General features: G+C 37.4%; 12 protein-coding genes and 1 riboswitch. Of the genes, 9 read left to right on the forward strand and 3 right to left on the reverse strand.

Annotated elements, in window-relative coordinates; translation table 11 throughout:
• Positions 1 to 199: 199 nt before the first annotated feature.
• The 4 genes from ACE198_RS15370 to fbp all read left to right on the forward strand — a co-directional run bounded on the left by ACE198_RS15370 (position 200) and on the right by fbp (position 4,741).
• The gene (locus ACE198_RS15370) at positions 200 to 1,354 is read left to right on the forward strand and encodes an Alp7A family actin-like protein (RefSeq protein ID WP_375376133.1); all 1,155 of its coding nucleotides are present in this window, start codon (positions 200 to 202) and stop codon (positions 1,352 to 1,354) included.
• Positions 1,355 to 1,371: 17 nt separating this feature from the next.
• Complete coding sequence (locus ACE198_RS15375) at positions 1,372 to 2,079, forward strand: hypothetical protein (protein ID WP_375376134.1); 708 nt, start codon at positions 1,372 to 1,374, stop codon at positions 2,077 to 2,079.
• Positions 2,080 to 2,338: 259 nt separating this feature from the next.
• Positions 2,339 to 2,527, forward strand: a complete 189-nt coding sequence (locus tag ACE198_RS15380) for a hypothetical protein (protein WP_375376135.1) — start codon at positions 2,339 to 2,341, stop codon at positions 2,525 to 2,527.
• 282 nt (positions 2,528 to 2,809) lie between these two features.
• Positions 2,810 to 4,741 (forward strand): fructose-1,6-bisphosphatase, encoded by a 1,932-nt coding sequence (fbp, locus tag ACE198_RS15385; RefSeq protein ID WP_375376136.1) that lies wholly within the window; start codon positions 2,810 to 2,812, stop codon positions 4,739 to 4,741.
• 167 nt (positions 4,742 to 4,908) lie between these two features.
• Here fbp and ystJ read toward each other — a convergent pair whose 3' ends face one another.
• The 3 genes from ystJ to ACE198_RS15400 all read right to left on the reverse strand — a co-directional run bounded on the left by ystJ (position 4,909) and on the right by ACE198_RS15400 (position 7,873).
• The gene (gene ystJ / locus ACE198_RS15390) at positions 4,909 to 6,135 is read right to left on the reverse strand and encodes an NADP-dependent malic enzyme (protein ID WP_375376137.1); all 1,227 of its coding nucleotides are present in this window, start codon (positions 6,133 to 6,135) and stop codon (positions 4,909 to 4,911) included.
• A gap of 280 nt (positions 6,136 to 6,415) precedes the next feature.
• Complete coding sequence (locus tag ACE198_RS15395) at positions 6,416 to 7,030, reverse strand: RraA family protein (RefSeq protein ID WP_375376138.1); 615 nt, start codon at positions 7,028 to 7,030, stop codon at positions 6,416 to 6,418.
• 312 nt (positions 7,031 to 7,342) lie between these two features.
• Positions 7,343 to 7,873 (reverse strand): ECF transporter S component, encoded by a 531-nt coding sequence (locus tag ACE198_RS15400; protein WP_375376139.1) that lies wholly within the window; start codon positions 7,871 to 7,873, stop codon positions 7,343 to 7,345.
• Positions 7,874 to 8,029: 156 nt separating this feature from the next.
• Here ACE198_RS15400 and ACE198_RS15405 point away from each other — a divergent pair, with 156 nt between their 5' ends.
• The 5 genes from ACE198_RS15405 (at position 8,030) to ACE198_RS15425 (ending at position 14,773) form a co-directional block, all read left to right on the forward strand.
• The gene (locus ACE198_RS15405) at positions 8,030 to 9,295 is read left to right on the forward strand and encodes an MFS transporter (RefSeq protein WP_375376140.1); all 1,266 of its coding nucleotides are present in this window, start codon (positions 8,030 to 8,032) and stop codon (positions 9,293 to 9,295) included.
• Between the two features lie 230 nt (positions 9,296 to 9,525).
• Entirely contained in the window at positions 9,526 to 10,353 is an 828-nt protein-coding gene (locus ACE198_RS15410) for an electron transfer flavoprotein subunit beta/FixA family protein (protein ID WP_375376141.1), read from the forward strand.
• Positions 10,354 to 11,388: an electron transfer flavoprotein subunit alpha/FixB family protein gene (locus tag ACE198_RS15415; protein WP_375376142.1), complete on the forward strand. Its 1,035-nt coding sequence runs from the start codon at positions 10,354 to 10,356 to the stop codon at positions 11,386 to 11,388.
• Positions 11,389 to 11,586: 198 nt separating this feature from the next.
• Positions 11,587 to 12,765, forward strand: coding sequence for a GNAT family N-acetyltransferase (locus ACE198_RS15420; protein WP_375376143.1), 1,179 nt, complete (start codon positions 11,587 to 11,589; stop codon positions 12,763 to 12,765).
• A gap of 176 nt (positions 12,766 to 12,941) precedes the next feature.
• Positions 12,942 to 13,043: riboswitch (glycine riboswitch) on the forward strand.
• A 341-nt stretch (positions 13,044 to 13,384) separates the two neighbouring features.
• On the forward strand, positions 13,385 to 14,773 hold the full coding sequence (locus ACE198_RS15425) for an amino acid permease (RefSeq protein ID WP_375376144.1): 1,389 nt from the start codon (positions 13,385 to 13,387) through the stop codon (positions 14,771 to 14,773).
• Positions 14,774 to 14,869: the final 96 nt, after the last annotated feature.

A 14,869-nucleotide genomic window follows, 5' to 3' on the forward strand; every position in this document is an offset into this window, starting at 1 on the left:
GAATGTTAATTGTCTAAGACTGTATGGTGTTTCCGCACCTGCAGTCTTTTTTATATTTATTCAAGGCAAGAGATTAAAACCATCACAAACGCATCCATATTAAATTTTCAAAATCTAAAAAACTATTAACATATTTAGACAAATTGAAGAGAAGAATATATACTTAATATCAGGAAAAAGCATGAAAAGAGGAGAAATAATGGATATAAAACGTCAAAATGTCGATTTTGGTAATTCTATCTTTCAAACCCTTGTAGATGGTTATTATTTTGAGGTTCCTACAAATGTCGTAGAAATAACGAAGGAAAAGGCAGACGGCCACTATCCGTCTACTTTTAATGATCCCCAATACCTTCTTCAAAATATGCTCATTTCAACTAAGATAGACGGTGTAGAGAAATATTATCTGGTGGGCGATTCAGCGGAAAAGCAGGTGTTAGGAAATATTCATATCAACAAGCTTCATGATAAAACAGAATCTGAGATTCCTTACGTGATGTTCCTGGCTTCAGTGGCCTATTACAATGTATTAAAAGGGAATGGTCAAGAAGATAATAGAGTGAACATTAATTATTTTTCAACCATGCTTCCAATTTGGTTACTTAAGAAAACGAACAAGTTCAGCGATATGCAAAATAAAATGGCCGGCCGATTTGAAGGGGAGCACCAAGTAGCGATTTTAACTCCAGGATTTGAAAGAGTTATTTCCATTCACGTCGAAACTAGCAAATGCCGGATTGAAAGCGAAGTTGCTCGTTGGGCAATTAAAAAAGATTTTGATTTGCAAGATCGTGAGGAAGCCAATTCATTTAATAATTATGAAACCCTAATTGTCGATTTAGGGGGAGGGACTGTTGATCTTGCTTTACTTCAAGCAGGACTTCAAGCTCCTAAGAGCAGGGATTCATTGAACTGCTTTGCTGATATTTCGTATCTAAAACATATCGATAAACTGAGAAGTGAAAAGTTACTCGAGTACTTTGAGGATGTTCGCTCGCTAGAAGAATTCATTATTAAAACAATCGAGAAAACAAAAATGGAGCAACAGGATGGAAATAGTGGTAAAAAAGTTGATCTTACAGAGCAAATCCATGAGTCATTAAGAGAGTACACGCAAATATTATTAACGAAAATTGAAAACACTTTCCCATCTCCTAAAGATAAAGTTTATAAATATGTTTATATAGGTGGAATCGCAGGGATTCTTAAACGCTTCATCGAGGAATCGATTGATACAAGGTATGGCGTCGAAATTAGAGAGCAAAATCATCTATTCCTACCTGATTCAAGAAAGTTAAATTTGTATGGACTAGAAATTCTAAGCAGGCATGAAACAAACGCTGTTTTCGCATAAGAAGGGGAGAAGAACGTATGAGCAACAAAGATCATCTTCTTGGTGATAAGTCCGCTTCCGGAGTAAACAATAGGGATTCCCATCTGGGTGCACAGATGTTTGCACCATTTTACGCTCTCTCAAACTTTTTTTTAACGGCTGCTAATCTCCAAACGGATGTGTTCAGATTAATGAAGATGGAGTCAGTAAGTAAAAACGAACATGTAGGGTTGACATTAAAAACTTCGAAAATCTCTCCAAAAGTGTATTCATTTCTTGAGCAAAAAGCCCAAGCAAATGAACTGGAGGATTATCTAACAAAGCTTGTTGAGAAGGATATGAATAAATTTGAAAAAGAAGAGACAATAGATACACTTCGTGAAGAGTTTTTAGCTAAGATCAACCAACTTAAACAAGAATTTGCCTCCCGTTTCGATGTTGGCAGAACTGGGGTCGGGTCCGTTCAAACAAACGAGTTACAGGATTTTGTAACAAAACTTGGTGAGCAAAAGTTAGATAAGGATCAATTCCAAACGTTGTTAAAATCCCTTCGCAGCGAGTTATTAAATGAAATTAATAGACTTAAAAGTGAACTTATTGTTCGTCCAGTTGATCCTGCAAATCCAAGTAACACAACGGCCGTTGTGGAACAAGCTAATGAAGTGAACGATTTGAAAGAAGGTCAATTGCTCGAAAGTGATCGAGTTACAGGGACAATTAAAGAGATTATAGATATGGATTTTTAAAATATGAAGTAGCGGGACGATGTTCCACTACTTTTTTTAAATGATGGGTATTATGGTTTCCCTGTTTATGTATGGTTTTTTATTGAAGCTTCGATTTGGTGGGGAAAAGTAAAAGTCTCCTCCCTCATCCTAATTATTAAGTTTAAGTAATTTCCTGGAATTCTCGGAAGTGAATAAGGATGGCAGAGTTGAATAAGACGACATAAAAAAGATGATTTCATCATATTTATCACCAATTAGAGGTTAAAGAGGTGAAAATATGTTACGCGATGTTGGCAGAAGACTTATCTGGTTTCTGATCGGAAGCACGATCTATGCTACATTTATCGGGTATACCCTGTTTAAGGCTGGCCTCATATCACTTCCAGGTATTCCTAAATCTCAAGGAGCAATGAGTAATAAACATCCTAATCGAAATAGAAGAGTTGGTAGAATTCGAATTACTTAGAATATGATATCGTTGACTTTAATTGTGTCTCTGTAGCATTGCAAGGTCACCATTTTTGAAGACTGCCAGATTATTAAGTTTATAAGAGGTTTGGGTTTCTTGCACCCCAATGTGCTAAAGGCCCAAACCTTTTTTTTTTGGTAATTGTTAAAAAATCTAGTTGACATAGAGATTCTTAATGGTAATTTAACTATAATTTAAGTTTATCTGATAATATAAATAATATATCTCAATCGAATACATAGAAAATAAATGATGAATTTTGAAAGGGGATACATAATTTTGAACTCAAAGTACCTAGACTTACTTGTCCAAAAATATGATTGTGAAGAAAAAGTAGTAACTGAAATTATTAATCTGGAAGCCATTCTTAATTTACCAAAGGGAACAGAACATTTTGTCAGTGATTTACATGGGGAATATCAGGCTTTTCAACATGTGTTAAGAAATGGTTCAGGGAATGTAAAAGAGAAAATCAGGGACTTGTTTCAAGATGTTTTATTTGAAAAAGAAATAAATGAATTTGCGGCATTAGTTTATTATCCTGAAGAAAAATTACAAATAATTAAAAATCATTTTAGTAATGAAGAAGAATTAAACCAATGGTACATTGTAATCATTGAGCGGATGATAAGGCTTATTTCTCATGCATCCTCTAAATATACACGTTCGAAATTAAGAAAAGCATTACCGAGTCAGTTTGTGTTTATTATAGAAGAGCTGCTATACAAAACATATCAATCTACAAATAAAGAACAATATTATACGGAAATAGTCCAACAGATTATCTCCTTAGGTCAGGCAGATAAACTCATAACAGGGCTTGCCTATACCACACAGAGATTAGTTGTCGATCATCTTCATGTAGTGGGGGATATTTATGATCGTGGACCTGAACCTGATAAAATCATGGATACTTTGATCAATTATCATTCCGTTGATATTCAATGGGGAAACCATGATGTACTATGGCTGGGTGCATTTGCTGGTTCAATGGTTTGTCTCGCTAATATCATACGGATCTGTGCGAGATACGACAATTTGGATATTATTGAAGATGTATATGGAATCAATCTTAGGCCCCTGCTGAATCTTGCGGAGAAATACTACGAGGACAGTCCAGCTTTCAGGCCTAAGCTACATTCGGAAAAGAAATTATCGGACCATGAAAAATTACAAATAACGAAAATTCATCAAGCAATTGCGATGATTCAGTTTAAACTCGAAATGCCTATTATAAAGAGACGCCCGAATTTTAATATGTCAGAAAGGCTATTGCTTGAGAAAATTGATTATGACAAGAGCGAAATAACGATTAACGGGAGGACCTACCCTCTAGAAAATACTTGCTTTGCAACCATAAATCCGGAGCAGCCTGATCAATTATTAGAAGAAGAAAAGCAGGTTATGGAAAAATTATTATTTTCTATCCAGCATTCAGAAAAGCTTGCTAGACATATGAATTTCTTAATGAAGAAAGGGAGTCTGTATTTAAAATATAATGGGAACCTATTAATACATGGTTGTATTCCTCTTGATGAAGAAGGGAATATGGGAAAAATGGTGATTGAAAATAAAACCTATTCAGGTCGTGATTTACTGGATGTTTTTGAACATTATTTGCGCCATTCTTTTGCACATCCTGAAGAGACAGATGATCTTGCGACAGATATGGTCTGGTATTTATGGACAGGAGAATATTCCTCACTCTTTGGAAAAAAAGAAATGACAACTTTTGAGAGGTACTTTATTAAGGATAAGTCCACTCATAGAGAGGGGAAGAATCCATACTATCATTTACGTGAAAATGAAGATTTTTGCCGCAGAATTCTAACTGAATTTGATCTGAATCCTGACCAGGGGCATATTATAAATGGACATACACCAGTGAAAGAAATTGAGGGAGAAAATCCAATTAAAGCAAATGGTAAGATGATTGTCATCGATGGCGGTTTCTCTAAAGCTTATCAATCAACAACAGGTATTGCTGGATATACATTACTCTATAATTCCTATGGTATGCAGCTCGTCGCACATAAGCATTTTAATTCAAAAGAAGACGTCCTGCTAAACGGTACTGATGTTTTATCAATAAAAAGATTGGTAGATAAAGAATTAAAGAGAAAAAAGGTAAGAGAAACAAATATTGGAGAGAAATTATTACAGGAAATCTCTATTTTGAATAATCTGAGAGAACATCGCTATATGGATTGACAATAATTATGACATGGGGCAGGAACACTGCCCCAGTTTTTTTGCATATAAAAAATCAAGGTTTGATAAATGGGGAGAGAAAAAATAAGGAGAGGGGACATTGGTGTCCTCTCTCCTTAATTATATTGTTTTTATATATTGCAATTTAGAATTTAGGCTATGACAGGTTAGTCCTTTAATACCAATAAACGTTCTTCGATCTCGTTTATATTAATAGTCCTTTGTGAAACTCCTGTTTCCATTGCAGCCTTAGCTACTGCAGCGGCAACATGTGCAGCTACTCTAGGATCAAATGGATCAGGAATAACATAATCCGGGGTAAGCTCTTCATCCTCAATTAACCCAGCAATCGCATAAACAGCTGCTAGTTTCATTTCTTCGTTGATTTCTTTTGCACTAACGTCTAAAGCACCGCGGAAAATGCCAGGGAATGCTAATACGTTATTGACTTGATTTGGAAAGTCCGAACGGCCTGTCCCGACAACAAATGCTCCAGCTTCCTTTGCTTCTTCCGGCATGATTTCCGGAATCGGATTTGCCATTGCAAATATAATAGAATCACGATTCATGGAACAAACCATTTCTTTTGTAACAGCACCAGCTGCTGATACTCCAACAAATACATCCGCCCCAACAAGAGCATCTGCCAGTGTACCTTGCTTTTGTTCTTTATTAGTGATGCGTGCCAGTTCCTCCTTAAAACGATTCATCCCATCTGGACGACCTTCATAAATGATTCCTTTTGTATCACATAAAATAACATCTTTTACACCCATATTAAGCAGTAGCTTAACGATCGCTACCCCTGCAGCACCTGCGCCGTTTGCAACAACACGAATATCTTCTAATTTTTTGTCAACGAGTTTCAACGCATTAATTAACCCTGCAGCGGTTACAATGGCTGTGCCATGCTGATCATCATGGAAAATTGGAATATTACAAATTTTTCTCAATCTGTCTTCGATTTCGAAGCATTGCGGTGCAGCAATATCTTCCAAATTCACACCACCAAAAGTCGGCTCTAATAATTTAACGACCTCGACAATCTTGTCTGGATCTGATGTATCTAAGCAAATTGGGAATGCATCAACATCTGCAAATGATTTGAATAATAAGGCTTTCCCCTCCATGACTGGCATAGCGGCTTTAGGTCCAATATTTCCAAGCCCTAATACAGCTGTGCCATTGGAGACAACAGCAACGAGGTTTCCTTTTATTGTATAGTCATACACTTTGTTTTCATCTTTATAAATTTCCATACACGGCTCAGCAACCCCAGGAGAATAAGCAAGGCTTAAATCCTTTGCATCACGCAAGGGGACCTTTGACATAACGCCAAGTTTTCCTTGCTTTTCCTTATGTATCCTTAATGCTTCTTCATGTAAAATTGACATAAATTTTTTTCTCTCCCATTTATTAATCATTATTTGTATTGCGACTTTATTAAAAAAATATAAGTTACTATACGGATGATAATAATATAATTTTCAGAATAATAAAAATTGATAAAAATTATACTTATCTATAAGAAATTTTTATATGGAAAAAAAAGGATTTTATTATAGAGTGATCATCCTAGATTGCAGCCCATTAAAGTACTTTTCTCTTTTCTAATAAAATGAAAAAAAGAGAAGAGAAACGTCACTATCGCGTTTCCCTTCTTTTGGTATCTATTTATTTCAACATACTATCTAAATAGCGGATTACTTCAATTGGTTTTCCGGAAACTTTCTCATCCCGTTCTTGATCTTTAACTAGCTTTTCTTTTGCTTTCCTTAATACTTTTTCCTCAATAGCTTTCGGAACGACTACAACCCCATCAGCATCCGCTACAATGATATCTCCGGGGCTTACTGAGGTTCCCCCGCAAGAAATCGGCACGTTTACTTCTCCCCAACCACCCTTAGCACTTGATGCAACAGTCGTACCTTTGCAGAAGACTGGAAAATTAAGCTTTTTTACACCAAGGATGTCACGAATAACCCCATCGGTTACGATCCCTGCAATTCCTAATGTTTGTGCAAGTCCAAGGATAAAATCCCCTGCAATGGTACGATAGCTATCACCTTTGGCATCCACTACGAGAATATCTCCTGGCTTGGCTTCACGAATCGCACGTAACACGCATTGATTATCACCAACAGGCATTTTTACAGTATAGGCACGACCTGCTATCCTGTATTCCTCTTTTAATGGTTTAATTAATGGATCCATGTTATTTAATCCTTGCATTGTGTCAGAAATGCATGTGGTTGGAATCCCATGAAATGCTGAAACAAACTCGCTCATTGAGTTGCCCTCCTTTAATATTGTAATAGAAAGTTAATCTATACTACTAAAAACATTGGACTTTTAATAATAGTAAAAAATAATGGATGAATAAAACCAAAAGGAATCTGAAAAAGGGGTGTAAAATTTCATGTCACCATTAATCCTATTCAATTAGATAGGTAATTATGAGAGAGTTTACATTTTTGAAGATAGGGGAGGGGGGACAAAGGTGTAAGATGAAATGGATTTCCGTAAACCTATTAAAAAAAGAGAGGAAATATCCTCTCTCCGTGAATAAACTAAAAAATAGACTCTGCACTTTATATTTAGTTATCTAAAGGCTCTACTCTTTAAGCGTTCTGCTAAAGGTACTACAATGATACCTGCTATTACGACCTGCATGATGTTACCAGGGATGGAGCCGAATGGCTGTATCCAATTACTATAAAGGATCACTTCTGCAAAATAATAGCCAACAACCTTAATTATTAATGCGGTGGCAATTGCTAGAGTGTGAACAAACATTTTATTGCCAGGTACTTTTTCGGAAATAAGTCCGACTACAAAGCCCATAGCACCTACGATGATAAATGTGAATGGGGACCAAATAGCCCAGCCTGAGATTAGATCGAAGAACCCCATACCGAAAGCTCCAGCTATGGCTCCTGTTTTCTTGCCGTAAACCAGGGCAGCAATAAAAAGTGGAACGTTGCCCAGATGAATAAGCCCGCCGTTACCCATAATTGGGAGCTTAATGTTAATGAACATCGTAGCTAAAAGAGTTAGGGCAATGAATAATGCATTGATGACAATGACTTTTGTCTTAGATGTTGTTTTTGGTGGTGAGAATGTGGATTCCATATGTTAACCCCTTCTTTTTTTAAAAATAATATCATACAAATAATATTTAATAAATGGAATTTTGAAACATTTATTAGATTTTAAGGTAATTTTCCACATCTACCGATAAAGAAAATCCATATAAATAGGAGTAAAAGAAAATAGGAGTAGAAATCATTGGACAAACAAAATAGCAGATTTAGATGGATTGTATTTGCTTCTGTCATGTTTACTTATTTATTGATGGCGAGCCAACGAACTGCACCGGGGTTGATTACAGAACAAGTGATGAAGGATTTTAATGTAACTGCTACAACGATTGGTTTACTTACAAGTATACAATTTTTTGTATACACAGGATTGCAAATCCCAATGGGTATTTTGGCAGATCGGTTTGGACCCAATTTTTTCCTCGTGATAGGTGCCATACTTACTGGCATAGGTACAATCATGTATAGTCTTGGTACCGATGAAATTGTCCTTTTTTTGGCCAGAATACTGACGGGGACGGGGGATGCGACCATTTGGGTAAATATGGTGTTAATTTTGGGCCAATGGTTTAAAGTAAAGGAATTTGTTCGATTAATTGGTTTGGCGGGAATGACGGGAAGTCTAGGTTTTCTTTTTGCAACAGTCCCGTTCTCCATATTAATTAACTTACTTGGTTGGAGGGGGGCATTTTTTTCAGCAGGACTCCTTTTATGTCTTTGTGGAATCCTTCTTTATTTTGTTCTTATAAAAAAACCAAAACAAATCTTTCTTACCAAATCGGCCGCTGTTAAAGAAGTGATACCACGTGAAAAAACGTTTACGATACTACGAAGAATATTCTCGAATCGACAAGCGTGGGCTTTATTTTTTTGTCACTTTGGGATTGTAGGTGCATATGTGGGATTTATCGGTTCGTGGGCAGTGCCTTATGGGATGGATGTCTATGGAATGACTCGTTCAGATGCAAGTCAACTTATTATGATTGGACTGATTGGAGCACTTATTGGTGCTCCTCTAACTAGTTGGATTTCAAGTCGATTAGACACAATTAAACGACCTTATGTTATTGTTCATACTATGATTTTATTGAGTTGGTCCTTCTTTCTTTTATTTAAGGGGAATCCACCCTTTTCCATGCTCGTTCTGCTTTTCTTTATCATTGGCTTTGGTTACGGGGCAAGTGCCTTAACTTTTGCTGTCGTTCGCCAATCTTTTCCGATGATAGAATCCGGCATTGTATCGGGGTTTGCGAATACAGGCGGATTTCTAAGTGCGGTATTGCTGCCAAGCATTTTTGGATATATTTTGGATCATTTTCTGACAGCTTCAGGTAGTGTAGGTAATGGATACTACTACGGTTTCATTACTCCAGTTATCTTCTCTATGATTGGTGTGATAGGCGTGATTTGTATTAAGGAAAAGCGCCAGATGAAAAACATGACTCAAAATTAATAAGAGTCGTGTTTTTTTATTCTATATTTGGCTAACAAACAAGAAGTTCAAAACTTCTGTCATTTGCAACATTTACATAGATATTGTTAGAAAGTTCGAATGTATGGACATCTCTTCTAATAAAGTAAATGTAACGGGAGTAAAAAGGCTTCTTAACCAGAGAACAGCCGGCTAGTTTTATATTATTTTAACAAATGTAACTAAGTGTTTTTAATAAAGGGGGGGGTTAAATGCTGCATATTGTAGCCTGTATCAAGCAAGTGCCTGACACCAAAATTATTAAGATGAATCCAAAAACAAACACGATGGACCGCAGGACAGCGCCCGCGATCTTGAATCCGTATGATGCTCATGCTGTTGAAGAGGCGGTTCGTCTAAAGAATAGGTATGGAGGAATCGTATCTGTTGTAACAATGGGGCCGCCTCCAGCGGTTACCGCTATTAAAAAGTGTATTGAGATAGGTGCCGATGAGGGATATTTAATCACGGACCGCCGGTTTGCAGGTGCGGATACATTGGCAACGAGCTATGCCGTAACAAAGGCGATTGAAAAAATTGCAAAAACGAAACCCGTTGATTTAATCATTTGCGGGAAAATGTCCATTGATGGAGATACCGGGCAAGTCGGACCCGGAATTGCTCGACGTCTCGATATTCCACCCCTTACGTCTGTGAATAAAGTAACGGAAGTCAATCAAGAGGAAGGATATGCTATTGTTCATCGCAAGTTTGAGGAAGGTTATGAAGTCGTAAGGTCCACATTGCCATGTCTGTTTTCTGTTGAAAAAACAATTAATGAAGTACCCTATTCTCCGCTGCCAAACATGCTGAAAGCAGCCAGATATAATCCTCACATCTGGTCTGTCGATGACTTGGAAGAGGTAGATATTAAACAGCTTGGATTGAAGGGATCTCCAACGATTGTTTCCAAAGTATGGGCTCCGCAGAAACCGGCAGGGGGCACGTTCCTTGAAGGTAGCCCCTCCGCACAAGTTGAGCAATTGCTCTCTGTCCTGCTAGAAAAGAAAGAGTTGTTTGAAACAAAGGAGGGAGTGTAATTGGATTTCAAAGATTACAAAGGTGTTTGGGTATTTATTGAACAAAAGGATGGTGTAGTTGCTTCCGTATCCCTAGAACTACTGGGTGCCGGTAGGAAGTTGGCAGACAAGCGGGGAGTGGAATTGGCCGGTATTCTAATCGGGGAAAATGTTAAACAATTAACAAAGACCGTTTTTGAATATGGAGCCGATACTGTGTATGTATATGATCAACCTATCTTTAAACATTATCGGACTGAAACTTTCATGAAGGCGCTGCTGGAGTGTGCTGACAAATATAAACCAGAAATTATTCTCTACGGTGCCACCTCAACAGGAAAAGACCTGGCAAGTGCTGTTGCCACCGATCTTCCGACAGGTTTGACAGCGGATACAACGGAACTTGATGTGGAAGAGGAAACAGGTTTACTACTGGCGAGCAGACCGGCTTTTGGCGGAAATATAATGGCGACTATTTTATGTAAAAAATACCGGCCGCAAATGGCGACAGTACGCGCAAAAGTCATGAAGGCACTGGACCCGGAGCCGGGGAGAAGCGGCAAGATTGTTGAAGAAACTATACCCCTAAAGGAAGAAGATATTCGGACAAAGGTCTTGGAAATTGTAAAGGAAACAGTAAAGAAAGTACGAATCGACGAAGCGGACATTATTGTTGCAGGTGGGAAAGGATTAGGGAGCTTCGAAGGATTTCAGATCATCCACCAATTGGCTGAAACGCTTGGAGGAGCGGTTGGTGCCAGCAGAGATGTAGTAGAAGCGGGTTGGATCGACCATGCTCATCAAGTGGGGCAAACCGGTGTAACGGTCACGCCAAAAATATATTTTGCAATTGGAATCTCCGGAGCAATTCAACATATTGTGGGAATGAAAAACTCCGGGTTAATTATTGCCATAAATAAGGACAAAGAGGCTCCCATTTTTCAGAATTGCCATTATGGAATTGTTGGCGATGCCTTTGAAATCGTTCCTATTCTAATCGAGCAGTTTAAAAATGCTTTAACTAGAGAAAAGGTAAGCCATACCAGAGAGGTTTAAACTAATATTGTTAGGGCCGCCTCGTTTGTTATATTGGGAAACCCAATAAGCAAACGAGGCTTTTTTAGAAGAAATTGATTTTTATAGTTGAAGTAAAGATCGTATTTGATTTCCAAATATTGTTGGAAAAATAAGCACATTGTTTTATGATTAATATCATAGATATTTTACGTTGAGAAAAGAAAGGAATTGGACTTAGTGCAGGTTAGAGAAATTACCGAGAATGAATACTTAGAAGCAATGAAACTATCAATGTATGCTTTTCAATATAAGATCCCGGAAGTTGATATACCGGCTAGAAAAGAATCATTGAAAAATCATACTATTCTAGGAATATGGGATGAAGACGACAATCTGGCTGCGAAACTGCATATTATGCCACTCACCATTTTCATGAAGGATGCCGAATGGAAAATGGGTGGAATCGCTGGAGTTGCTTCATACCCAGAGTTTAGACGAAACGGTTATGTAAACGCACTCATTATCGAATCTTTGAAACACATGCGAAATAGTAATATGATTGTATCGCTTTTACACCCATTTGATATCTCTTTTTATCGGAAATATGGATGGGAGGTTTTAAGTGAACAGAAGAAATTAACGTTTGAAAAAGCAAACCTTAAGTTCCTTGAAACGCAGACAGGTTTTATAAAGAGATATTCCAGAGAGTCCCATAATGAGGAGATTGAAATGATTTACCAGCAATTTTCCACGCAACATACTGGAATGTTAAAACGCGATACAAATTGGTGGAAAAAACACGTTTATAATGAGGATTCACAGCTTGCTGTTTATTACCATTCCTCGAACGAGGCAAAGGGCTATCTTCTGTACCAGGTGAAGGATAGAAAAATGGAGGTGGAGGAGCTGGTTGCTCTTGACCACGATGCGAGAAAAGGGCTATGGAATTTTATCTGCCAGCATGACTCCATGGTTGAAACAGTTACTATGACTCTTGCAACTCACGATCCATTTCCTTATTTTCTGCCGCAGCCAAAGGTGAAAAATGAGTTAGCTCCCTATTTTATGGCAAGGGTTGTCGACGCTGAAGCATGTTTACTGAAATTTCCGTTTATACAAGAAAATGAGTCACTGTTCCTCCATCTTGAAGATACACATGCACCATGGAATAATGGGAGTTATCTGCTAGGAAAGGGAGAAATCAGGGTGTTTAAAGATAAAACGGGAAGTCAGTGTGTTCATCCTCCCAAAAAAGGGATTCAATTAAATATTAACTCCCTTTCAGCGATTCTATTCGGGTACAAGAGACCGATGGAACTTTTTGAAATGGGATATTTGAAAGGTTCCAAGACTGAGATAGATCTTTTCGAAAAAAAGATTCCAGCGATAAAATCGTCATTTTTTGATTTCTTTTAACTTAACGCCAATAAAAATATTCATTCAGGCCCTACTTTTTGTTAGGGCTATTTTTTGTTATTAAAAAAAGGAAAATTCTAAATTTTATTTATTATTTGATTGACAAAGGAATATGTCTATGAGAATATAGCATTGTGAATACGCTTTCAATTTTTAGATAATTTAATATTTTACGATTGATTGTATTGGGAGAGAGTGACGAATGTCGCCGCCGACGGAGCAAGTTCCATAAAATCCTTGGAATTAATCTCTCAGGTAAAAAGAACCACTACATGACGTAGCTCTGGAGAGTGCATATTTCTGGATATGCCACCAAAGGGGATTCGCTTATATGCGAAACAAACTTTCAGGTAAAAGGACAGAGAAGGTGAAACATTGCCTTCTTCTGTCCTTTTTTTGTTGCAAAAATTAACAAAATAATTATTAATCACTACTAAACCCTACATTAGCAATAGCCATATAAAGTGAAGACCATCAAAAACACTTCTTAAATGGCTTTTTTATAACTTTTTTCTACTGATTAAGGAATTAACTCATTTTTAAAATAAGGAGGAGAAATAATTTTAATCGGATGGGACTGACCTTTTTCAAAATAAAAAAGTAGAGGGTGGGAATTCATATGCAGGAACAGAAATTGGATAGAGGCCTAAAAAATAGGCACGTACAACTAATCGCTATTGGAGGAGCAATCGGAACAGGATTATTTCTAGGTGCCGGAAAATCTATACATTTAGCTGGTCCATCAATATTATTTGCTTACTTAATTACAGGTGTCATTTGCTTTTTGATCATGCGGGCACTTGGGGAACTGCTCTTAACCAATTTGAACTATCATTCTTTTGTTGACTTTGTAAGAGACTATTTAGGTAATATGGCAGCTTTTATCACGGGATGGACCTACTGGTTTTGCTGGATATCTATTGCAATGGCAGACTTAACAGCAGTTGGTCTTTATACTCAATATTGGTTTCCCTCTGTACCACAGTGGATGCCAGGATTAATTGCGCTTGTCATCTTGCTAGGTATGAACCTCGCTACTGTCAAGCTTTTCGGCGAAATGGAATTCTGGTTCGCATTAATAAAAGTTATCGCGATACTGGCACTCATTGTCATCGGTGTGTTCATGATTATTAAAGGCTTTTCCACCAATGCAGGAGCATCCAGTTTCACGAACTTATGGAGCCATGACGGCTGGTTTCCAAATGGCATAAATGGGTTTATTCTTTCATTCCAGATGGTTGTGTTTGCGTTTGTTGGCATTGAACTGGTAGGACTTACAGCAGGTGAAACAGAAAACCCAGAAAAAGTAATTCCAAAGGCCATCAATAATATTCCTATTCGAGTTTTGATTTTCTACGTTGGAGCCCTTATTGTCATCATGAGTATTTATCCATGGAACGCGATAAATCCTGCGAAAAGCCCATTTGTTCAAGTCTTCGTGGCGGTTGGAATCGCTGCAGCTGCTGGTATTGTCAATTTTGTCGTTCTAACGTCCGCGGCTTCGGCATGTAACAGTGCCATCTTCAGTACAAGCCGGATGGTATACTCACTTGCCAGAGATAAAAATGCACCTGTACCATTTACAAAACTTACTTCCCGTAAAGTACCTTCAAATGCATTGCTCTTTTCAACTGTGGTCATTTTAATTGCCGTTGTGTTGAACTATGTTATGCCAGAAGGAGTATTTACCCTAATAACAAGTATTTCTACCGTATGTTTCATCTTTATTTGGGGTATTACAATTATCAGCCATTTGAAATACCGAAAAACAAGACCAGATCTAGCAAAAATAAACAAATTTAAATTGCCGTTTTATCCATTTTCTAATTACTTGATCCTAGCTTTTCTAGCATTTGTTCTGGTTGTGCTTGCACTTGCAGAAGATACTCGCGTGGCCTTGTTTGTAACTCCAGTTTGGTTTATTTTACTAATTGCCATCTATAAGATGCGGAATATGAAGGCAAACTATGCAGATCAAGTCAATCAGGAAAAGATAGCAGAAAATTAATACCTAACTCAAAAATGTCTTAGGATCCATTTTTGATACCGTTTTCAAAAAAAGCTTGACTTGGCTTCCAGTAACAATTATTCTGAAAATAATAAA

It is taken from the genome of Neobacillus sp. KR4-4, from assembly GCF_042136325.1.
GTDB lineage: Bacteria > Bacillota > Bacilli > Bacillales > Cytobacillaceae > Neobacillus.